Genomic DNA, 22553 nt, shown 5'->3' on the forward strand with positions numbered 1-22553 from the left:
TTTTAGGGCTATTACTTGAGTATTATTTCATCGATCATCAGCATGGGTTTTTTATTTTTTCTTTCGCGCCACGCAGGTAATTTTCGTTCTGGAACTAAAATGACCTTGATTTTATCAAAATTACGGAAACTAATGTTGCTAAAATTGTATTTTTTTATAGTAAAGTCATAATTTTCAGTTAAATATGGTTCTCTTTCCTCCTTTAAAGTTTTCCATTTCTGATTTTTGAATCCTTTAATGATGATTTTTGAGGGTAGAAAAATCCAGTGACGCTGATCTTCCAGACATTGAAATTCTAACGAGTCAAAATCTGCATTATTGCCGTAAATGATTATTTCTGCGTTTTGGCCATACCAACCTGTCCAGTTTACATTAAAGTCTTTATATCCTTTTATCCCGTCTTGTAGTCCATTTTCTTTTTTTAGGTTAAATTCAGGTTCGGGTTTTGTTGCAAATTCATATTTCAGACTTTCTCCTATATGATCTACAACATTATTCTGAGCAATGTAGTTCCATTGAGTACTATACTCTTTAGGACTTAAGCCTTCTTCACTAAGTTCGTAAATTCCGAAATCATTACAATTTTTTTCAAAATTCTGAACCCTCTTTACGAGATGATCTTTTACGGAAAATGAATCTCCGTTTTTTTCAAACATTCCGTGTTGCTCTTTTCCATAGAATTTTGCCTGTTCAAAATAGACATATTCTAATGCTAATCTCAGTTTTAAAATCCTCTTTGCGATTACAGGATTATTTTTAGAAATTATTTCAGCCTGACTTATCAACTGATCGTATTGATTCATTGCTGCTGGGGAGAGAAATGTGTTCCGGCTTTCTATCGGGCTGGTATAAATATCAAGATAGCGGTCACCTTTTTCCTGATTTTGAATAAGTAAATCAATATACTTTTTAACTAAGGGAGCAGCATTGCCATAAAATCCATTTAGGAAATCATTCGTTACGGCTTCAGCATCAGTATTGGTGTCCCAAATTATTTTGGCTAAAAGATACTGTCGTAATTCATATAAATCTCCGACAATATCAGCATAACCCTGAACAAATAACCCTTTGACTTTATTTTTTTGGTATAATTGATAGTTTTTCGAAAAAGTATGAAAGTTCGGAAAAGGAGAGAGATAATTGGTGAATTCAATTGTGTAATCCCATAAATACAAATGTTCTGTAACGGTATTCCATTCGTTGAAAGTATTTAAAAAGACCTTGTTGTCTTCTGTTTCTTCGATAGCTTTACCTCGATTCATTTCTATTGGACAAAAAATAGTATAAATGTTAGGCTTAATTTTAATGTTTTTGGGAGCCCGATACGTGTGTAAATACGCTAAAGTTGTGATTTTAGTTTTTGGGAATTGTACAGCAATTTTGTTTAGGAAATAATATAATGATCCTTGCGGGCCTCCGTGTTTTTCATTTAAAACTTTACATTTATCGCATTCGCAATAAACAACATCGTCATTTTGGCTTATTGAAAAGAAACGTGCATTAGGATTTTGGCTTATAATGTCAGCCATTTTTTTTGAAACAATTTTTACAACATTATCATTGCTCATGCATAATGATTCGCTGTTTCTCTTGCCTTCGTAAAGGGCAAAAAAGTCCGGGTTAGTTTTAAAATATTCTTTGGCACTTACTAATTTATAAAACGAGTGTCCCCAAATGCCAAAATCATCGAGATGCCAATCCAGTTTGTGCCAGTCCCTAAAATTTTCATCGTAGCAATCAGGATAAAATAAGGCCCTATATTCAAAAGAAGGTTTGTAAGTTTTATTGAAATTTTTTGGAAAAGTTACTTCTGTAAGCTTCGGAATAAAACTGTCTTTTGCAGTATATTTTCTAAAGCCCCATGTCTCCAGTAAAGTATAAATGGCGTATCGTAACGTCTTTTCATTCGAACCAATGAGATAGATGTTTGTTTTGTCGCTTTTGATGATAAACGAATCGTTTTTACCGATGCTTTCGTTATTAACTTCAAGAATAATTTTGGGGCTCTCAGCGTTTTCTGATTTATTATTTTGAATTAAAAATGGATTCTCGAAAGCCTGATCTAAGTAGGTTTTTAAAACAACACATGCTTTTTGAGCATTTTCATCAGAAGAAACAATAATCACTTCCTGTCCTTTCGTATTTGCTAAATGTAAGGAGTCTTGAGCCATAATTTTGCAGTTTAGAAAAGATAGGAAAACAACAATGTAAAAAATAATGTGTTGTTTGATTTGCATTTTTTAGAATTGATATTGAAGCTCCAGATGAGCCTTGATTTCTCTTTTTTATTACAAAATTGACTTCAAACGATTTAAGTATAAATGATTCACTTTTAATTTTCAAATGCTATTACCTGAAGCGGATTTCCCAGGACAGGGCAAGGGTAGAAATCCAGAAATAATTTCCCTGGTCAAAAGGAATTTCCTGATGAATGATTCCAAGTTGTGCTCCCCAGGCATTTTGTTTATTATGGGTAGAAAAATAATAAGCCACATTCAGTTTTTGCGATTGCAGGTTTACGATTCGGTCATCATTTTCAAAAAAGTAATTCTGATTGAGTTCAGGCGAAATTCCGGCTCCAATATTGATGCCAAAATAATTGTCAGCATCGCTTCTGTATTTTCGGTATGTTAAGGTACCTGAAGAACTTAATCCATTGTCCCCCGGTGTAAAATAAGGACGGAAAGACCAGTAATTATTTCCATTGTACCAGGTTACTGAACCGGTGTAAATCATGGTTGTTGTATCGTATTGCAAGCCTCTGAGCCCTGCAGAAACCTCAAAACTTCTTGGCAGCGATTTAAAAATTTCTGCACCGTATCTGTAATCCGGGAATAATGAAGAACCTGATACACCAAAGTTCAGATATGCATAAGTTCCTTTGGCAATTTTTGGATATAAATCGACTTCATACTGAGTTCCGTACTCACCAAGTCTTCTATCGATATTTACCCTCCCAATAATACTTCCGTATTTTGTTTGACGGGCATATTTTACGGCATTGTAAAACATAGGGTCAAAGACATCAGAGTAAATATTAACTTCTGAAGTGACACCAATTGTATTGTTGAGTACTTTTTTTCTTAAAGCAGAATCTGATTCTCCTGTTGTAGAATCCTTTGGGATTTCGCTTGATATTGTTTGAACTGCACCTCCTGTAGCTGTTGGAATCATCGAGCTTTCCTGAGCTCTTTTCTGCAAGTCTAATAATTCGGTGTCATTTGGGAATTTTTTCAATGCTTTTTTGGATAATTTTAAAGCAAGAAAAGGGAATTCTGCCCAGATTTCATTTTTGATAGCTGCTACCCATGTGGTTTTCCGGTGCTGGTCCTTGCTTAAAATTTTCTGAAATTCGGCCCTTGATTTTTTATAATCCCCATCCCAGGCATAAGTCGAAGCTAAAAATTCACGAACATCATGATAATTAGGATATTTAGTCAGAATGTACAATAAAGTATCTTGTGCCTGCTTTCTGTTATTGTTAAAAGCCATGTCTCGGGCCTTTGTAAATGAAACATCGGGATCTCCACTATATATTTTTTCTTGTCCAGTCATCTCAAACGACGCAGAAAATAAAGTTATAATGAGAAAAATATAGATTTGAAAAATTCTATGTCCATTTTTTATTAGAGTACCCATTACTTATTTTGTATTTGAATTGTTTATTGTTTTTTTTTAGATCTTTCGATCTTTATATTTATTTCCGGATTTTTCACACCGTTTGACAGTGCTAATTTACCCGTTTCTATCGCTTTTTTATTCTGATCAGACCACCAATATACATCCATCAATGCCAGATAGGCATCATCATATAAAGGCATTCTTTTGATAACAATCAGTAACTCATGTTCTGCTTTTTTATATTCACCGTCCCAGCCAAATATTCGGCCTTTTAAAGTTCGTACATCTGAATAATTGGGTAATTCATTTAATATAAAATCGCATAGCAAAATTGCTGTTTTGTGCTTTTTATTGAAAGCTAACTCCCTTGCTTTGAAAAACATCTGGTCGGGATTTAGTCCTTTGGTTAGTTTATCGATCTCGATTTGCTCTTCTTTAGTAAAATGAACTCCCTGCTCTTTATTTAAACTCAATGATTTTGGAATGATTTTGTCTTTTTGTGTCAAATACGCATTCAGCTGTTTAAAGGCATTAAATTCGCCGGTAATCTTATCTAAGATATCATCGTCACTGATTCTTTCTAAATCAAAATTGTCTTTTATTTTGTACAATTCACCACTCGAATAAAAATATTCTTTATACACATAATCATCAATAGTTCCTTTGTTTCGTGTCAGTGGAATGCCTTGTGTGTTCCTGAATTCTTTTGCAGTATCAAGACCTTTCCCCATCCACGCCGTTTGATCAAGTCTGTTGAATTTGTAATTGTTGAACAAAAAAGAAACCAAACTTGGTGTCACATCCCAGTGCGAAGAAACTGATTTAAACGATTCAGCTCTTTTCAACATGGGACTAAAAATATACAAAGGTACATGAAAGCGGCATAATTTGTCTTTTTGTGCAATAGGAATCAAACGGTGATCACCTGTAATTATGAAGATGGTATTTTTGTAATCAGGTCTTTTTGCGTACGCTTCCATATAATTTTTGATGGAATTATCAGTGTAATTCAAACAGGCAAAAATATCCTTATAAGAGCCAATATTTCCTTTTTGCGATTTTAGATTTTCATGGGAATTAATGATACCATCAATTTTTTTCAAATATGCATTTTTTTCAGGAAAATCAAAAGGTTCATGATTGGTAAGGGTTTGTATAATATCCAGTCGGGGAAGCTTCATTTTGTTGGTTTCTATTAGTGCTTTCCTGAAAATTTCAGCGTCAGGATATCCCCAGGAAAAGCCTCCCGAATTGGCTTTTGTCTGAGTATATTCGGAACCATAATTATTTTTGTCTATCACATTATCAATACCATTCTGATCCAGAAAATTAATTTTTCTATCAAAATTAGCATTATCACCGGAATAGAAAGATGTTGTGTACCCATTAGCTTTTAGCACATTTATCAGGGAAAGATGTCTCGGAGACGGATTTAATTCCAAAAAACCTTTTTCTCCATAGGTTAATGAGCCTAATAATGAAGAAAGTACGGCAAAAGTTCTTCCTCCATTACTCAAAAAATTCTCCCAATACAATGATTTTGGAATCATCGAATCTAGGTAAGGTGTAAAACCTGCATATTCATTTTTACCCATAAATTCGGATCCTAAACCTTCAACCACGATAACAACAATATTAGGTTTTTCATTCGTGATATTAAAATAAGGCGATAAAACGTCCGGGGTCTCTTTAAAAGGTTTTAGTATTGGATATTCCGATTTGAATTTGATGTTTTGAACGCTTTCAGCTATGTTTTTATCTCTTTCAAAACGAATAATATCTTTGGTTAAAAACGCCAGTTTGTTTTCGTACTTTGAGTCGGATAGGCCGGAAACAAATAGTTTCATTCCACCGGCAATAATAAATAGTGCCAATGTTGTTGCTAAAACTATTTTTCCTTTGTCTAGTTTTCTAAAACCAAAATTGATTCCCAAATATAACAAAGGAATTATAAGGAACGGTAAAAAGAACATAAAGGAAAGCGATTCGGATGCCGTGACAGTTGTGTACATGTCTGAGAAAGAATAGCCCAGCAAATCGGCTCCTAGATTAACAAGTGTTGTAGCGCTATATTTTACCAATGCAAACTGTATAAGTCCGAAGAGGATAAAAAGTACTGTCATAAATCGTATAGCAAATGTTTTATTTATATACCCAAAGATTATAAATAAAGGCAAAAGTACCAGACTCACGACTATAGCTGATAAAATGTCATTAACTAATTTATAGGCAATCTCCAGACCAATATTTGGAATTGTAATACCGTTTGCTATTTTTAAATATGTCTCCGAAAAACTTGATAGCAAAAAGATTAGTACCAAAGATAGGGTGAGATATAAATATTTTAGGTTGTGTGTTAGCATTTGTTTTATTTTATATTGTAAAAAGTTTTCCTTTTCTTTTATGGTTACAGGATTATCAAAACCTTGCCGCTGCATATTTCCCCAGCTTTGCTCTTTTAGGCTAAAAAAATTGTAATATCCTTTTAGTGATGCATAAACACAAATAGGATGGTAGCAAAAAGGCTCAATAATGGCCATGAGTACCAAAATAATAATTTCTTTGGCATTTGCATAATTTTTATAAATAACATCATCCAGAAGGATGGATATAAAAGTTACGATGATGTAAAAGAAATAAACAGTTAACGTAAGATAAAGGAAATTAACATAATCTTCATGAAAAAAAACGAAGCAAAGAATTAATACCACAGCTCCGATTACTTCCAGAATAGGAATTAAAAATTCAAAAAAGAGAAAATAAGGAAATATTAGAAATGCCGTTCTTTGGTATTTTGGATTAAAAAACATGTTTTTATGCAGAAACAATGTCTCGACTAATCCTCGTGACCATCGTACACGCTGGCGTATAAAGACTTCTCTGGTAGCGGGAACCTCAGTCCAGCAGAGTGATTCAGGAATGTATTGTATTGAGAAAGGCAATTTATTATCATACATATATTTTCTCATTCGGGTTACCAGTTCCATGTCTTCTCCTAATGATTTATGGAAATACCCTCCGGCTGCGATAGCAATTTCTTTATCAAACATTCCTAAAGCGCCTGAAACCAGTAGAAGTCCATTAACTTTGCTCCAGGCCATTCTGCCAAAAAGAAAGGCTCTGACATACTCCAGTTCCTGAAATCGGGGCAGCCAGCCTTTGGGGAAATGAATTTTAACCAAGAAACCATTTTTTACCTGGCAGGAGTTGGATATCCTGATGCCTGCTCCGGTTGCTATGACTCTTTTTTTCGATTCTATGAACGGTTTTGCTAATTTTATAATCGTATCACTTTTTAAAATACAATCGACATCGGTACAGATAAATAATGGATATTGGGTAGAATTTATTCCAACATTAACTGCATCAGCTTTGCTTTTTGCATTTTCTTTATCCACTACTAAGAGTTTATGATAAAGCGGATTTGTAGATTTATAGTGGCCTCTGACAGTATGAGTTTTAATTTGCTCCTGATAATAGAAATCAACTTTTACCAGATCAAATTCTTTTATTAATTTCTTTAAGGTACCATCTGAACTCCCGTCATTTACTAATACTATTTCAAATTTGGGATAATTTAATGATAGTAAAGATTTAACATTATTTACTACAGTAGCTCCTTCATTGAATGCTGGCGCCACTATCGAAACCCCGGGGATATAATTGGATTTTATGATAACATTGTCAGGGATGAAATGTTTCGTATTAAGGCTTTTTTTGATTGCATAATAGGACAAACCTGCCAAAATACAATAGAGGATGATATAAGTGATTGAAAATGCACCTATGAAATTCGTATAGAAAGATAAAATATCGTCTATCATTTCCTGATGGCTTTAACATGTTCAACCATTTTTTGCACGTCTTCATTATCTAAAAAATGACTATCAAAATAATTTCGGTTTATTTTATGCAGACAATAAACAGCATCCAGTTTGATGCCTTCATCAGTCCTGGCCTCTAATAACTGTGCGATAAAATTTTCTGATTCTGTTGTTCCTATTTTGGCGAGTGTATTAAATATTTCCAGTTTATTTTCGGTGTCCTCATGACTGAAGCGTTTTATCAATTCCGTTTCAGCTTCAACAATGAATAAGGAATTAATTGCCAAAATCACTTCATGACGAACCTCTTTGTCATCGTGCTTCAGTAATTCTACTATATTTTTATTTTCATTATTATAATTGTAAAATATCATCAGTTTAATACCCAATTTTACAATTGTTGCATTGTCAGAAGCGATCCAGTCTTTTAAGTTTGCCGGCATTTTTGTTTTTTTATGATGCAGGATATCCATGATATTAATTTCTTCTGCAATTGTAATATCATGAGTAAAATCAATCAGTGATTCCAGTTTATTAGGCCTTAATGAAATCAATGCTAAAAAAGCCCTGGATTTTATATCTCTGTTTTTGTGATTTAGTAAAGGAGTGATGTAGTTTCTGCCTTTTTTATAGTCTAATGATTCAAGTTGAAATAATCCCAGACATTTTAAATAAAAACGACGGCTTTTTAGTAGTTTTTGTGTGTATCTAAATAAATCAAATTGCTCGTAGATATAGTGAAATTTATTAGTGACTTCTCCTTTTAAGTTTAATTTCAAAAAAATAATCTCGTTGAGTAATAATTTTTTGCACCAGTTTTTTTCAAAAGGGATTGCTTTTTTAAATTGCTCTATTTCAGTATGATGATGTGTTTCGTCAAAAGGAGAAAAAATCAGATTAGTCAGAAAGATATCAATTTCATCTTTCGCCTTATGAAATTTGGGACGAAAGGAGTCGTAACGGTATCTGTTGATGATTAATACTAAAATTAACAGAATACACCCGATGATTAATATGGGTAATATGATTCGGATAAAGTAATGAATAAACACTTCCATTTTAACAAAAAGTAGTTTGGTGTTATTATTAGACTTAACGAATAATTTATTCCTTATTATCGGAGTTTACATAAAGATAAAGAATATTTTAAAGGTATAAAATAAAGGAAACGCTCTTTTTTGGAATAAGAGTCAAATTATAAGGAAGAATTTCAGTAAAGTAGTAACGTTTGGAAGTTGAAAATGGATTTTTTTGTAAATAATATATTTTAGAATCCTTCAAAAACTCCTAATCCGAATAGTGCGAAGTCATATTTGACAGGATCATTTGGGTCCAGTTTACGTAACTTTTGATCTAATTCGGCAAGTGCTTTACCGTCATTTTGCCTGCGTGAAAGTAATCCTAACTTTCGGGCTACATTGCCGGAATGAACATCAAGAGGGCAGGAGAGGGCAGCGGGTGAAATATTTTTCCAGATACCTAAATCGACTCCTTTTGTGTCCTGACGTACCATCCATCTGAGGTACATGTTGATACGTTTTGCAGCTGAATTATTTAGAGGATCCGAAATATGTTTTTGGGTACGGGGCAAGTGATCAATTTCAAAAAACAGTTTTTTAAATTCGTGAATGCTTTTTTGCAGGCTGTCTTTTTCCTGATGTTTAGCAAAGACCGTTTCTAAGCCATTATGATTTTTATAAATATGCTGTAAGCCCTTTATAAACCCGGCAAAATCTTTTCCGTTAAAAGTTCGGTGAACAAAATTTTCGAGTCGCTCTAAATCATTATCAGAATGTGACATGACAAAATCGTAAGGAGTATTGCCCATCAATTCCATCATTTGATGTGAATTTTTAATAATCATTTTGCGGTTTCCCCAGGCAATCGTTGCACTTAGAAATCCTGCAATTTCAACATCTTCTTTTTGACTGAAAAGATGTGGAATTTGTACAGGGTCACTTTCTATAAAATCGAGGTTGTTATATTGAATAACTTTTTCGTCAAGGAATTCTTTGAGTTCTTTTTGGGTCATGTTTAAATCGAATGTTCTTGTTATTGTGATGCCTAGCCCGGATGGAAGCGGCATCCTTTTATGGCAGGGTTTGCCAGAAAAGATATAGTGGACAGCCGGAAATTGCTTCTAATTACTAACCTGACCATCGACCATGACCAATTTTCTATCTGCCATATTTGCAAGGTCTTCATTATGTGTTACAATGACAAAAGTCTGACCGAATTCATCCCTTAGCTGAAAGAATAACTGATGTAAATTTTCTGCAGAATGAGTGTCAAGATTTCCTGAAGGTTCATCGGCAAAAATCACATCGGGTTTATTTATTAAAGCCCTTGCGACGGCCACACGCTGTTGTTCGCCACCCGAAAGTTCGTTTGGCTTATGGTTTATTCTGTGTCCTAATCCTAAATATTTCAGTAATTTTTTTGCCTCAATTTCAGTTTCAGAGGGCTTTTTTCCAGCAATGTAAGCCGGAATACATACATTTTCAAGAGCAGTGAACTCAGGTAAAAGCTGATGGAACTGAAAAATAAAACCTAAATTTAAGTTTCTGAATTTAGACAAAGCTTTGTCATTCATTCCTAAAATATTTTCTCCGTTTATGGTAAGGGAAGTTTCTTTACCTGATTTTTCGGGTTTGTCTAAAGTTCCTAAAATGTGTAATAAAGTAGTTTTTCCGGCACCGGATGCACCCACAATTGAAACAATTTCACCTTTTTGAATGTGCAGATCAACTCCTTTTAAAACTTCAAGCTGATCATAGAATTTATGTATGTTTTTTGCGTGTATCATTTAGAAACTGTTTCTACAAAGAAACGAAGATTCTGCCGATATTAAAATGGTTTATAACAGATTTTTATTAACCTGTAGAGTAAGCGGGATGTTTATTAGTATGGGAATTTAGAAATTAATTTGCTTAATGTAATAATCTGTTATTTAAATAATTTTTTACTTTTGAAAGCAACTTAAATCATCATATCATGCAGGATTTGAAAGTTGTGGAAGATAACAGAATGCAGAAATTACTAATTGGTTTGCTTTTAGATGGTATTGGGATGATTTCTTTCTCAATTCCGTTTTTAGGAGAGTTTTCAGATGTGATTTGGGCACCAATTGCGGCTATAATAATGGCCAGAATGTATAAAGGAAGAGTGGGAAAGGTGGCCGGTATTTTGACTTTTGTTGAAGAAATAATTCCGTTTACCGATGTGATTCCGTCTTTTACGATTACCTGGATTTATACTTATTTTTTTCAGAAACCAAAAGAAAAAAAATAAAAATGGCAGCCTGAAAAGCTGCCATTTTAACTAAAAAAACAAACTAAACTTAAACTTATTGTACAATAATTTTTTTGATATGTAAAACTGCTTTGGTTGCAGGATCAGAAACTTTTAGAATGAACACACCTTTTGATTTTAAATTGATGCTTTCTGCTGCTTTTCCGTTGATGTTTCTTTTTATTACTTCTTTTCCTGAAATGTCAAACACTTTAAGTTCTGCATTGCTGCCATCATTTTCAATCAGAACAGAAAAAGAACCGTTATTTGGTACAGGCCAGACTTTAAAAGCGCTATCTTCTTTAACTGGTTTTTCTATTGATAATGTAGAACTGTAACCACTCACAATATTTACTTTACGGGTCATACTTGCTCCTTCATTGTCTGTAACGGTAAATTCAAAAGAACATAAGCCGGTTGCACTTGGTGTGAATGCTACAATGTTCCCATTAAGTGTTGCATTTCCGTTTACAACATTTGAAAGGGAATAATTTACACCGTTTGTAAAACCTCTTGAAAGTTTCTGTATATCAATGTCGACTTTATTTCCAGTTGGAGAATCATAATGTGGCAGAGACATCCATTGTAAGTATAAGTCTAAATTGGTGTATCCGTCTAAGTCAGTATCAGCATTTGAGTCTGAGAAATCGCCTGTTCCTGAATTTAAATTGGTTCCGATAATAGTTTCCCACCAGTTTGGTAATCCGTCCTGATCCGTATCCCAATTTGCATCTCTGATAATTTCAGGATATGTTTCGTACCCGCCAACATCAGATTCATTATCAGGAAATCCAGGTTTATTAGTAACACTTCCTCTGTACGTATAAGTGCCATTTAATGTTTCTGTAATCATTCGTTGGTCATGCTGATCAAATTCAGGCTGGATGCAACCAACATCTGATAATACAATTTTATAGGCAGTTTTTGCAGATTGTGTGGTTACGTATGAAGGGAAAAATGGAGTATTGACAAAATTATCGTAAGTATTAGTAGCACCATTTCTATAGGTAGATCTTCTTCCAATAGTTTGATTGCTTTCGTCAAAATAACCCGGCATTACATTTCCATTAAAATAACATTTTTGCGTGCCCGTTCCAACATTTTCGTTATCTGCAGAAAACGCAACAAATATTTTTGAACCTGCTCCCGGTTTATAATAATTATTTACAAAATTAACTTCTTTGGTTCCGCCATCAGTAGTTCTGCCTCCCCAATTATATACTACATTGTTGGTGATATCCATTCTGCCTGCATAAGCTCCACTACCATCTAATGCACCTCCAAGACTCCAATTGCGTCCATAATTGTGAGCTAATAAATTGTGATGAAAACTTCCTATATCCCCACTTATTGTTCCGGCATAGCCATGTTCCGTTCCGGCAGGATAATTTTTATGCCCTGCTGCATTTAAAGCTTCGGAAATTAATGTTCTTTGCAGAGTTATATTTTTTCCTGAACGAGAACTAAACGCTTCATCTATTGTCCAGCTGACCGAGCAATGATCGACAATACTGTTATCGGCTCCGGTTAATCCCATTCCGTCTGCAGTTTCGCCTGCACCTAATCTAACTCTTACATTTTGAACAATAGCATCGTTTCCTGTAATTCCAAAAGGAGCAGTACGGATACAGATCCCTTTTCCAGGAGCTGTTTGTCCGGCAACGGTTACATAAGGCTGACTCAATACTAAACGGGAAGAAAGCTGTATAATTCCGGATGTGTTAAAAACAATAGTTCTAGGACCAATATCGTTTGTAACAGCTTCACGTAAACTTCCCGGTCCGCTGTCATTCAGGTTGGTTACTGCTACTACTTTTCCACCTCTTCCTCCACGGGCAAAACGTCCATAACCTTCAGCACCAGGGAAAGCAAGCTGGGCAGGGCGAAAACGCCATGTATTTCCTTTTTCAATTTGATTATTATTTAAAACTTCGTCTACTCTCCAATAATAGGTTTCTCCAGTATATAGTCCATTTAGAGCATAGCTGGCATTTGTTGCAGTTTGATTTCCTTTATATTCTGGAGAAGATGTAGTTGCTGATTCTAAGGCTGCTAAATTTGTTCCAAAATAAATATTATGTGATACAGCATTAATAGCAGGAGTCCAGCTCAACACAGTATTTCCAGAGTTCAATTCCACATGTTCATTGTTGTCTTTAGGACTTGGATTGACTGCCTGGTTAAAAATATTAGGAGTATTCAATTCGAATCCGTTTAACATTACATTTTTATAAGTTTCAGTGCCTGATCTTTCTGCTGCAAAAAGGATAATCACATCCGTTCCGGTTGTTGCCTGAAAAGTTAAATAAACTGATTTTGCATCTGCTGTTTTATGAGCTCTGACAGTCGGAACTACATTGTCAAGGATTAGATTTCCATCTATAGAAATATCAATTGGACTATAAGTATATACAGGACTATCTACAACATTTAAAAAAGCCATTAAGGTATGTGTGCCTGTTGCTAGTCCGCTGATTTTTAATTCTATTTGAGCTCCTTGAGCTGCAAGTCCATTTACAGGTGGTTCTGCACTTTTTACAGTAAGTCCGTCACATACTAATTTTGCATAGTATGGAGCTTGTACTCCTACTTTTTCCCAGTTGGTGGCCAAAAAGTCTCCTTTGTTTCCAACTCTGGTTACTGTAAAAGAAACTCCGTTTATTATTTTGGTTTCTGTATTTAAAGCAGTACCAATTACCCAAGGGGTATAGCCCGGTTCGCTTACTTCAGCAGTATTTCTTCCTGACTGGTCAAAATCAATTTTTACGACCGGATTTTGAGCAAAAATCTTTGTCGTTGACATTGTAAGGCAGATTGTCGCCATTACAAACGATAATTTTAAGGTATTGTTGAACATGTGGTTGGTTGGGTTTTGTTAGTAAAGTATTAATCTTTAAACGTAAAGTTTTAAAATATCAAAAATAAAACTGTCCTGTTCCATCCTGTTCTGGTTGTTTATTTTAGTGAGTTTCGATGTTATTTTTTCATGTAATGCATATTTAGTCTTAAATAATTATTGATATTGCTGATATTTGTTGAAAATAGTAAAAGAGATCTTTTTTTTAAGCAAAAAAACAAACCGTTCTGCATGTAAAGACAGAATAGTATTACATAAAGAAATGGGCTTTTGTAGTAGTTATAAAAAAGAAAAGAATCAATCTTTAAATAGAAATCCAAATCCCATACTTTTAAGCATTTTTTTTTCAAAGTTCCAAAAAAACCGAAACTGACCGAATATAGTCCCGATTGCAACGAGGAGGATTTGATAAATTGGGAAAATAACCAGTAATCTGATTAAGGTGAACCAGCCGCCAAAGTCTTCTTTAGTTATGTTTAATAATTCACAAAAAGGTCTTGACAGCCACGCAGATGCCGATCCGGTGATGGCAAATACGATAAATATAATAACAAGCTGAAAATTTGAGGTAATTCCCCAACGTTGTTTTAATCTGTTCATTATTTGTTTGTAGTGATTACAAATATAGTAACATTATCTGGAAGGTAAGTAACCTCCTAACCTTTGTTTGTAAGTATTTTGAAAATAAATCATATAATTATAAATCAAGTAGTTTACTTCATAGCCATACTTAATATGCGGCTGATAATCTATCGTCATTTCATACAAATTAGGATTGTAGCGCTGAGGCTGTAAAACACGATTATTCCATTCTGTTACATAAATCTGATTTTTATTTTCCAGATAGGGTAGTGAATAATAATTTCTTGGTAATGCGGTTGAAGCCAGCCAGAAACTAAATCCATTGTCTATAATAATGACTTCATATTCTAAAGAATCATTTGCAATTCGAATCGTATCGTTTACAGCTGCTTTTGTTTGAGGATCAGCTGCTGCAATTGTGTTTTTAGAAGATGTGGAACACGCAATAATCGTAAATAGAATTCCTAATATGTAAACGAAATTTTTCATGGCTCAAATTTGAACTTTAAATTTACAAAAAAAGGAGTGATGACTTTTATTATTTAACATTTGCCATTAAAGCGATATTGATTTTTAAATCTAATAAAAAAATTGTCTACATTCCGATAAACAGCTTTTTCAGTATTTTTTAAAAATTATAATCGTATTATTTGCGTCTAAATAATTTGCCTATAAATCCCGCTATTCCACCGCTGCTTTTAGTAACAACAAGAACATCTGCTACGTCAACCTTGCCATCTGCATTTTGATCCAGGCCAAATTGCATTCCATATTTTGAGATCGTATCCATTATTCCAGAAGCCTGACTGCTGTTTCCTGTGACTGCATTTATAATATCCGAAATTTGAAAACTTCCATCATTAGGGTCTTTAGCTTTGTTGACCAAAGAATTTAAAATCTGCGGAATCATGCTTCCTGCAACATTCGACGAAGTATCATTGCTTAATCCAAATTTTTCGCCAAGATTGCCGGACAACTGCTGGCTTAACTGTTGTACAACCGGATTCGAACTATCAATTGATTTTCCCTGAAACAAGGAAGCCAATTGCTCCCCACAGCCTTCTGAAGCAATTTTTTGCAGCCCTGAAAATATAGAATTACTGGTTTCATTGATTACGCCTTCATTATGCTCATTAGGTATAGCATCATTTTTTACGACAGCATCTCCCCCGAATTGCTGTACTAACTGGGTTAATTGATCTAGCATGGTTTTTTGATGTTTAGATTAGAACTCAAATTTAAACAAAAAAGAAAAGGGGATTTATTAAACAGCGTTAATAAATCCCCTCAAATTATTTAGTTATAATGAATTAACTCAATAAAGTAATGATTTGTGAAGCTAATTCAGTACCAATTCTGTCTTGAGCTTCTCCTGTTGCAGCTCCGATATGAGGGGTCAATGAAATTTTAGAATGCATTAAAATTGCCATTTCAGGTTTTGGTTCGTTTTCAAAAACGTCCAATCCTGCAAATGCTACTTTTCCAGAGTCTAAAGCTTTTACTAAAGCTACTTCGTCAATAACGCCTCCACGGGCGCAGTTTACGATTCCAACACCATTTTTCATGATTTCAAATTCTTTCTCACCAATGATGTAGCCATCCTGAGCTGGAACATGCAAAGTGATGAAATCAGATTCTTTTAATAAAGACTCTAAAGACTGAGGAACGATTGTAGTCGTAATAGACTGACCATCAAAAAACTCCACCTTTACATCTACAGACGGAATAAATCCATCGGCAGCAATAACTTTCATACCTAAACCAAGAGCCATTTTTGCAGTTGCCTGACCAATACGGCCAATACCAACAATACCTAATGTTTTTCCTCTTAACTCAGTACCATTTGCATAAGCTTTTTTCAAACCGTCAAAGTTTGAATCACCTTCCAAAGGCATATTTCTGTTTGAATCATGTAAAAAACGAACACCAGATAGTAAGTGTCCAAATACTAATTCAGCCACTGATTCTGATGAAGAAGCAGGCGTATTAATTACGTGAATCCCTTTGCTTTTAGCATAATCAACATCGATATTGTCCATACCAACACCACCACGTCCGATGATTTTGATACCAGGACAAGCGTCGATAATATCTTTACGCACTTTAGTTGCACTGCGCACTAAAATTACTTCTACATTATTTTCATTAATAAAGTTAGCAACTTGTTCCTGAGCTACTTTTGTAGTGATAACTTCAAAACCACCTTTTTCTAAAGCTAGAATTCCACTTTTTGAAATTCCGTCATTGGCTAATACTTTCATTTTAGTTTATTTCTTTGCGAGGAAGGAAGCAATCTCATCCTCAATATTAATTTTTCTTTTTAATTTAGAAGCTAATCCCGCTATACATTACAAACGAAGTTCACTGAACTCCAATTTAAATAATATTTTAGTGAAGTAATCTTTTTATTTTTTAAAGAAAAAAATAAAAGGATTTTCATTTCTATCGGGGCTAGGACTCTGGTATTTAATTGACCTTTTTCCTGAAATTAAACTTTAGTTTCCAAAGCTTTCATTACATCTACTAAAACCTGAACACTTTCGATAGGCATAGCATTATAAATTGAAGCTCTGTAACCACCAACAGAACGGTGTCCTGGCAATCCTGAAATTCCGGCTTCTTTCCACAATTTATCAAACGTTTCTGTATGATCAGCGTTTGTTAGCAAGAAAGTAACATTCATGTTAGAACGGTCTTCAACATTTGCAGCACCTTTAAATAATGGGTTTCTGTCAATTTCATTATAAAGCAATTCTGCTTTTGCGTTATTTAATTTTTCAACAGCAGCTACACCGCCTTTTTCTTTAATCCATTGTAATGTTAATAAAGAAACATATACAGCAAATACAGAAGGAGTGTTGTACATACTCTCTGCTTTGATATGTTTGCTGTAATCAAGCATACTAGGAATCGTTCTTCCGTTTTTACCTAAGATTTCTTCTTTAACTACAACTAATGTAGCTCCTGCAGGGCCCATGTTTTTTTGAGCCCCGGCATAAATTAAATCAAATTTAGAAAAGTCTAATTCGCGTGAAAAAATATCAGAACTCATGTCACATACAACCGGTACATTGGTTGAAGGGAATTCTTTCATTTGGGTTCCAAAAATAGTATTGTTGCTTGTACAGTGAAAATAGTCTGCATCAGCCGGTATTTCATACCCTTTTGGAACGTATGTATAATTGTCGTCTTTTGAAGAGCCTACGATAACGGTCTCTCCAAACAGTTTAGCTTCTTTGATGGCTGCTGTCGCCCATGTTCCAGAATCTAAATAAGCTGCCTTTCCGTTTTCTTTCATCAGATTGTATGGAGCCATTAAAAATGCTGTACTTGCTCCGCCCTGTAAAAACAATGCCTGATATCCTTTGCCTGTAAGGCCTAATAAGTCTAAAGCCAATGCACGGGCTTCATCCATAACTGCAACGAAATCTTTGCTTCGGTGTGAAATTTCAAGAATTGATAATCCTGAATTATTAAAATCTAAAACTGCTTTTGATGCTTTTTCAAAAACTTCCTGAGGTAAAATACTTGGTCCTGCGCTGTAGTTGTGTTTTTTCATGGTATAGTTAAAAGTCCAAATTTTAAAAACGCAAATTTCGGGAATACAAGCCGAAAAACCGTTAAATTATTCGCAATAATTATAAATTTTTATCCGATGTTATTAACAAAAACGATATAGTATCAACATTGTCTGCGTAATCCCATAATTGCGGAGTCTGTGTTTTACCGAAAGAAATACTGTTTTTAATCAGATTATTGCTTACAATGCATTGAATTTGCTCAGATTCTGCTTCAAGGCGATTTTTAAGATCGTCTATGTTTTCATAAAACTCATAAAAAACGCTTGAAATAGGAGAAGCATAACTCGAATCTTCTTTGATTGTCAAAAATCCATTGTCGAGTAATTTGAAATTGCTCATTAAAAAAACAGCTTTATTGTAGTCATAGTTATTAGCATATTTTTCGTAATGAATAACGTCCTGGTATTTAAAAATAGCTTCAAAAAAAGCATCAAATTTATAATCTTTCGGAACAAAAAGTTTAGATACACTGCGGCATCCTAAACCAAAATATCTAAAAATATCTTCGCCTAAAGCTTCTAAATCTTCTTTTGTTTCCTGTCCGTTCAATACCGCAACAGAATTTCTGTTTTTACGGATAATCGAAGGTTTATCTTTAAAATAATATTCAAAATAACGTGCAGTATTATTGCTGCCGGTTGCAATTACAGCGTCAAAATTTTCTAATTTTCCGTCAACGAAAGTGATTCTGTCTTTTAAACTTTCATCAATATGGATTAAATATTTTGCTAAAAACGGTAATAAATGCTGATCATTTGAAGAAGTTTTAACCAAAGCTTTATTTCCGGTAATTAAAACCGATAAAAAATCATGAAACCCTACCAGCGGAATATTTCCGGCCAAAATTAAGGCTACCGTTTTTTCTTTTTTATTGTTTTGAGAAAATTCAGATTCATACTTTGAAAGCCATTTGTCGATATTTTCTTCAGTCAAAGCATCTGCCCATGATTTTATGGCAAAATATACTTGCTCAGGGGTATACCATCCGTTATGTGATTGTGAGAGTTCAATGAGGTTTATAAAATCATCAAAAAACAAATCGTTACCTAAAACAGATTCGTTTTGAGTGTTTTTTTCTTCTGAAAACTGACTCAAAAACCGACCAAGTGCTATAAAAGATTGTTTTTTTTCGTTTTGTAACATAAGTAATTTGTTTATGAAAGGTTTTGATTGTAATTTTGCACAAAAATAAGCTATATTAAGTTATAAGGCAAAGCAGAATAAAATGTTTGGCATTTTTTGTAAAGTCTTGTAATTTTTAACCCGTAACCAAGAATAAAAATGGCAATAATTATAACCGACGAATGCATCAATTGTGGGGCTTGCGAACCAGAATGCCCTAATACAGCAATTTATGAAGGAGCTGATGATTGGAGATACAAAGACGGAACAAGTCTTTCAGGAACAGTAATTTTACCGGACGGAACTGAAGTTGATGCAGATGACGCTCAAACACCAATTTCCGATGAAGTATATTATATTGTACCTGGAAAATGTACAGAGTGTAAAGGTTTTCATGATGAACCTCAATGTGCAGCTGTATGCCCTGTTGATTGTTGCGTGCCAGACGATAACCACGTAGAAGATGAAGAAACCTTGTTGAACAGACAGGCGTTCTTACATGGAGAATAACGTAAAAAAATAATATATTTTCGGAAATCCCAGGCATAACGCTTGGGATTTTTGTTTTTAGAAATATACTTATTTATAGTGATTTTAATTTGCTTCTTAGAAGCTAGTTTTGTCTTGTTTTTTAAATATCAATTTAAAGCTAAATAAATCATTATGGAATTTAATTTAAGGAGATTTATATTTTTTATTACAGGTTTATTATTATTGTCGTGTAATAATGATGACGATATTGATCCATTAAAAACTTCGGATTTAGGCATCTCTATTGAAGCAGGCTCAGCTACTCCGGCTATCGGAACCAGATTAGTCTTTATATTAACAGCAACAAATAATGGACCACTGGATGCTACAGAAGTTGTGGTAAAAAACAAAATCCCTTCCGGATATAGTTTTGAAAGTTTTGATGCCGCTTCTGGAGATTATGATAGTACAACCGGTATCTGGACTATAGGGGAATTAAAAAATCAGGAAAGTACAACGCTTAATATTATTGTAATTGTAAATCCAACAGGCGATTATAACAGTACAGCAAGAATTTCTGGAGGACAAGCAGATCTGGTTAAGACAAATAGTAATGCAAGTATTGTTTTTTCACCAATTATTCTGACTGAGGACATGTTATTTACTTATAAAATATCAGAGGGGAATGATAAATTTGTGACAATTACTGGTTTGTCGCAATTGTGGCAGGATTTGAATGCTGCCGACAAATTGAAGATTGTAGTACCTAATAAAATTCAGGGCCACTCTGTTACACAAATTGGAGATAAAGCTTTCGAAAATCAAAATGAAACTAGTAGTATTACTTTGCCTAATAGTATAACTAAGATAGGAAACAGGTCTTTTAGCGGATGTTCAGGTTTAAAAAATATTACGATTCCTGAACAGGTAACTTTTATAGGTTCGTATGCTTTTTCGAATTGTACCAATTTGACAAATATAACTATCTCTAATGGTGTTCTTTCTATTGGGGAGGGGGCATTTGAATATTGTTCGGCTTTAACAGATATTATTATTCCGGAAAGTGTTGCCAGTATTGAGGATTATTTATTTGCTTATTGTACAAATATTAAATCTGTGAAGCTACCCGCTAATGCTGAAAGAATTGGTTATAGGGTTTTTTATGATTGTTCTAATCTGATAAATGTTAATCTGCCTGCTACTCTTAAAGTTATTGAATCATCTGTTTTTTATGGCTGTACTAAGTTAGCAGAGATAATAATTCCAGAGACAGTTGAAGAGATTCGTGACTATGCTTTTATTGGTTGTGAGAAAGTTACAAATATTAAAATTCCCAATAATGTAAAAAAAATTGGTATTGAAGTTTTTAATGGCTGTAGTGATTTAACATCCTTTACAATTGATGCTAATGCTCATTTTAGTGTGATAGATGGGGTTTTGTATGATAAAGAGGCAAAAACATTAAGGTCTTGCCCAATGGGAAAAACAGGTTCTTTGGTAATACCTAACAGTGTTACCGAAATTGGCCACTCCGCATTTGTATATTGTAAAAAACTAACCAGTATAACCGCTCCAAATAGTATTGTTGTTATAAAACCTAATGCATTTAGATTTTGTTCGGGTTTAATAAGTATAACCATTCCGAAAAGTGTAACATCTATTGGTTTTTATGCTTTTAGCGATAATACGAGTCTAAAAAGTGTAACAATTAATTCAATAGTGCCACCCTCACTCAATATAGATTTACTCCCTTTTTCTAACTGTGATAATCTCAATGGTCACGGGGCAATAAAAGTTCCTGCCGTGAGTGTAGAAGCTTACAAAAATGCAGCTGGATGGTCTAAATATAAAGACATCATTTCTGCACAATAAATTCAAAAAAAATCCAGAATTTATACTTCAGGATTTTTTGAATTTTATGACTGGTAAATGTTATTCGTTTGATTTTGAATTATTTGTTATGAAACGTTAATTTATTCATCGAAATTTAATACTTTCGTAGAAAATTTAATAAATCTATGAGAGGATTAATACTTTTATTCGTCTTTTTCTTTAATTTAAATATTTATGCACAAAGCACTGAATACTCAATTGTTATAAAAGACATAGAAACATTGTTGCCTGTAGAAAATGCAACTGTTTTTATCATGAAAACAAAGCAGACTCTGATAAGTAATAAAGATGGTAAAGTAACTTTTGAATTGAATGGAGCTTCTAATGTCCAGGTGTCTGAAACAAATTATGAAAAATTAACGCTTCGCTGGGCAGTACTAAAAGACGATCAATTTGTAGTTTATCTTAAAAGCAGCCATAACAAATTAGATGAAATAGTAGTTTCACATGAAAATCCACAAAAAATTCTGCAAAAAATTGTTACTAATTCAAGACAAAAATTAGCTGCTTCTTACCGCTTAAAAGTATATGTGAGAGAGTTTTTTTTGTTAGACCACAAATACTCTTATTATAATGACGGACTTGTAAATTTTCAGTTTTCAGTCAGTCAGAAAAAAGCAACTACAACATTACTTGTAGAGCAAAACAGGTCTTATGGTTTATTAGAAGCGGATATAAGTGCAGATTTAAAGGGATATAATCTGAATAATATCATGGAAAATTATTGCAATTTAAATTATTTCGATCCTCTTTTAGATTCAAAAACAAAAAAAGAATACAATTTTACAACCAAGGGACATCCTAATAATAAAAGCTATTATATAATGTCTGTGGTGCCTTTAGATGATTCAAAAACGGCTCTGGATACTTATGAAATAGTTTATGACCCGGAAAAAAAGCTTATTGTAGAATTTAGTGTTATTATAGTACCCGCTAACCTTGCTCAGATTCAGGAAAACGAACAAATTGGTTCTAAAAACATTACAAAATCGTCTGTAAAGGTTAATTACAGAATAGATGGTCTGGACTATTATCTATTGACTGCAAATGAAGAGATAGGCTATGATTTAGTTTTGAAAGAGGAGATAAAAAACATTCAGGTTCGTAATAGTTTTATAACAACGAATTTCAACAGACAAAATTTTACTTATAAAGAAAGTGATGTTTTTAAAGAAAAATCACTTTTTAATAAAAAGAACAAAGTCCTGACCAAATATTGGGATATTTCGGGATTCACCGCTACCGATGAAGAGAAAAAAATTATAGATGAATTAGAATTTAAACTATAAACAAAAATCCTGAGTTTATCGC

17 protein-coding genes are annotated in these 22553 nt (G+C 33.7%); 4 read left to right on the top strand and 13 right to left on the bottom strand.

The annotated features are described in order from the left end of the window. Positions 1-11: 11 nt before the first annotated feature. The 6 genes from GXM16_RS13555 to GXM16_RS13585 all read right to left on the bottom strand — a co-directional run bounded on the left by GXM16_RS13555 (position 12) and on the right by GXM16_RS13585 (position 10251). Positions 12-2171 carry a DUF4838 domain-containing protein gene (locus GXM16_RS13555; RefSeq protein WP_229684354.1) on the bottom strand — a complete coding sequence of 720 codons (2160 nt, stop codon included), beginning with the start codon at positions 2169-2171 and terminating at the stop codon, positions 12-14. Between the two features lie 178 nt (positions 2172-2349). Beyond that, entirely contained in the window at positions 2350-3492 is a 1143-nt protein-coding gene (locus tag GXM16_RS13560) for a YaiO family outer membrane beta-barrel protein (protein WP_229684353.1), read from the bottom strand. Between the two features lie 170 nt (positions 3493-3662). Next, complete coding sequence (locus GXM16_RS22870) at positions 3663-7445, bottom strand: sulfatase-like hydrolase/transferase (RefSeq protein WP_229684352.1); 3783 nt, start codon at positions 7443-7445, stop codon at positions 3663-3665. Then, positions 7442-8503 (bottom strand): HEAT repeat domain-containing protein, encoded by a 1062-nt coding sequence (locus GXM16_RS13575; protein WP_163394984.1) that lies wholly within the window; start codon positions 8501-8503, stop codon positions 7442-7444. The genes GXM16_RS22870 and GXM16_RS13575 overlap by 4 nt, the downstream gene beginning before the upstream one ends. 209 nt (positions 8504-8712) lie before the next feature. Beyond that, complete coding sequence (locus tag GXM16_RS13580) at positions 8713-9477, bottom strand: TIGR02757 family protein (protein WP_163394985.1); 765 nt, start codon at positions 9475-9477, stop codon at positions 8713-8715. Between the two features lie 108 nt (positions 9478-9585). Next, positions 9586-10251, bottom strand: a complete 666-nt coding sequence (locus tag GXM16_RS13585) for an ABC transporter ATP-binding protein (RefSeq protein WP_163394986.1) — start codon at positions 10249-10251, stop codon at positions 9586-9588. A gap of 188 nt (positions 10252-10439) precedes the next feature. On the opposite strand from GXM16_RS13585, the gene GXM16_RS13590 reads away from it, so the two are divergent. After that, entirely contained in the window at positions 10440-10736 is a 297-nt protein-coding gene (locus tag GXM16_RS13590) for a hypothetical protein (protein ID WP_163394987.1), read from the top strand. A 55-nt stretch (positions 10737-10791) separates the two neighbouring features. Here GXM16_RS13590 and GXM16_RS13595 read toward each other — a convergent pair whose 3' ends face one another. From GXM16_RS13595 to GXM16_RS13625, 7 genes are all read right to left on the bottom strand, one after another. Further along, positions 10792-13560, bottom strand: a complete 2769-nt coding sequence (locus tag GXM16_RS13595) for a T9SS type A sorting domain-containing protein (protein ID WP_229684351.1) — start codon at positions 13558-13560, stop codon at positions 10792-10794. Between the two features lie 330 nt (positions 13561-13890). Further along, positions 13891-14193, bottom strand: a complete 303-nt coding sequence (locus tag GXM16_RS13600) for a DUF6787 family protein (protein ID WP_163394989.1) — start codon at positions 14191-14193, stop codon at positions 13891-13893. 33 nt (positions 14194-14226) lie between these two features. After that, positions 14227-14664 carry a DUF6146 family protein gene (locus GXM16_RS13605; protein ID WP_163394990.1) on the bottom strand — a complete coding sequence of 146 codons (438 nt, stop codon included), beginning with the start codon at positions 14662-14664 and terminating at the stop codon, positions 14227-14229. A 157-nt stretch (positions 14665-14821) separates the two neighbouring features. Next, positions 14822-15382, bottom strand: a complete 561-nt coding sequence (locus tag GXM16_RS13610) for a DUF937 domain-containing protein (RefSeq protein WP_163394991.1) — start codon at positions 15380-15382, stop codon at positions 14822-14824. A 103-nt stretch (positions 15383-15485) separates the two neighbouring features. Next, positions 15486-16436: a D-2-hydroxyacid dehydrogenase gene (locus GXM16_RS13615; protein ID WP_163394992.1), complete on the bottom strand. Its 951-nt coding sequence runs from the start codon at positions 16434-16436 to the stop codon at positions 15486-15488. A 227-nt stretch (positions 16437-16663) separates the two neighbouring features. After that, positions 16664-17734 carry a 3-phosphoserine/phosphohydroxythreonine transaminase gene (gene serC, locus GXM16_RS13620; protein WP_163394993.1) on the bottom strand — a complete coding sequence of 357 codons (1071 nt, stop codon included), beginning with the start codon at positions 17732-17734 and terminating at the stop codon, positions 16664-16666. 79 nt (positions 17735-17813) lie between these two features. After that, the gene (locus GXM16_RS13625) at positions 17814-18899 is read right to left on the bottom strand and encodes an acyl-CoA reductase (protein WP_163394994.1); all 1086 of its coding nucleotides are present in this window, start codon (positions 18897-18899) and stop codon (positions 17814-17816) included. Positions 18900-19037: 138 nt separating this feature from the next. Between GXM16_RS13625 and GXM16_RS13630 the strand changes: the two genes are divergently transcribed. The 3 genes from GXM16_RS13630 to GXM16_RS13640 all read left to right on the top strand — a co-directional run bounded on the left by GXM16_RS13630 (position 19038) and on the right by GXM16_RS13640 (position 22531). Beyond that, entirely contained in the window at positions 19038-19388 is a 351-nt protein-coding gene (locus GXM16_RS13630; protein ID WP_110348282.1) for a 4Fe-4S dicluster domain-containing protein, read from the top strand. A gap of 153 nt (positions 19389-19541) precedes the next feature. Next, positions 19542-21221, top strand: coding sequence for a leucine-rich repeat protein (locus GXM16_RS13635; RefSeq protein ID WP_163394995.1), 1680 nt, complete (start codon positions 19542-19544; stop codon positions 21219-21221). A gap of 146 nt (positions 21222-21367) precedes the next feature. After that, a complete protein-coding gene (locus GXM16_RS13640; protein WP_163394996.1) occupies positions 21368-22531 on the top strand; it encodes a carboxypeptidase-like regulatory domain-containing protein in 1164 nt (387 codons plus the stop codon). Positions 22532-22553: the final 22 nt, after the last annotated feature.

The organism is Flavobacterium limi, assembly GCF_010645075.1.
Classification (GTDB): domain Bacteria; phylum Bacteroidota; class Bacteroidia; order Flavobacteriales; family Flavobacteriaceae; genus Flavobacterium; species Flavobacterium limi.

Excerpts from the sequence above, each read along its gene's own strand:
- GXM16_RS13610 (WP_163394991.1), bottom strand. The coding sequence starts at position 15,382 with ATGCTAGATCAATTAACCCAGTTAGTACAGCAATTCGGGGGAGATGCT.
- GXM16_RS13625 (WP_163394994.1), bottom strand. The coding sequence starts at position 18,899 with ATGTTACAAAACGAAAAAAAACAATCTTTTATAGCACTTGGTCGGTTT.
- GXM16_RS13600 (WP_163394989.1), bottom strand. The coding sequence starts at position 14,193 with ATGAACAGATTAAAACAACGTTGGGGAATTACCTCAAATTTTCAGCTT.
- GXM16_RS13640 (WP_163394996.1), top strand. The coding sequence starts at position 21,368 with ATGAGAGGATTAATACTTTTATTCGTCTTTTTCTTTAATTTAAATATT.
- GXM16_RS13575 (WP_163394984.1), bottom strand. The coding sequence starts at position 8,503 with ATGGAAGTGTTTATTCATTACTTTATCCGAATCATATTACCCATATTA.
- GXM16_RS13615 (WP_163394992.1), bottom strand. The coding sequence starts at position 16,436 with ATGAAAGTATTAGCCAATGACGGAATTTCAAAAAGTGGAATTCTAGCT.
- GXM16_RS13605 (WP_163394990.1), bottom strand. The coding sequence starts at position 14,664 with ATGAAAAATTTCGTTTACATATTAGGAATTCTATTTACGATTATTGCG.
- GXM16_RS13585 (WP_163394986.1), bottom strand. The coding sequence starts at position 10,251 with ATGATACACGCAAAAAACATACATAAATTCTATGATCAGCTTGAAGTT.
- GXM16_RS13555 (WP_229684354.1), bottom strand. The coding sequence starts at position 2,171 with ATGGCTCAAGACTCCTTACATTTAGCAAATACGAAAGGACAGGAAGTG.
- serC (WP_163394993.1), bottom strand. The coding sequence starts at position 17,734 with ATGAAAAAACACAACTACAGCGCAGGACCAAGTATTTTACCTCAGGAA.
- GXM16_RS13580 (WP_163394985.1), bottom strand. The coding sequence starts at position 9,477 with ATGACCCAAAAAGAACTCAAAGAATTCCTTGACGAAAAAGTTATTCAA.
- GXM16_RS22870 (WP_229684352.1), bottom strand. The coding sequence starts at position 7,445 with ATGATAGACGATATTTTATCTTTCTATACGAATTTCATAGGTGCATTT.
- GXM16_RS13635 (WP_163394995.1), top strand. The coding sequence starts at position 19,542 with ATGGAATTTAATTTAAGGAGATTTATATTTTTTATTACAGGTTTATTA.
- GXM16_RS13590 (WP_163394987.1), top strand. The coding sequence starts at position 10,440 with ATGCAGGATTTGAAAGTTGTGGAAGATAACAGAATGCAGAAATTACTA.
- GXM16_RS13630 (WP_110348282.1), top strand. The coding sequence starts at position 19,038 with ATGGCAATAATTATAACCGACGAATGCATCAATTGTGGGGCTTGCGAA.
- GXM16_RS13595 (WP_229684351.1), bottom strand. The coding sequence starts at position 13,560 with ATGGCGACAATCTGCCTTACAATGTCAACGACAAAGATTTTTGCTCAA.
- GXM16_RS13560 (WP_229684353.1), bottom strand. The coding sequence starts at position 3,492 with ATGGCTTTTAACAATAACAGAAAGCAGGCACAAGATACTTTATTGTAC.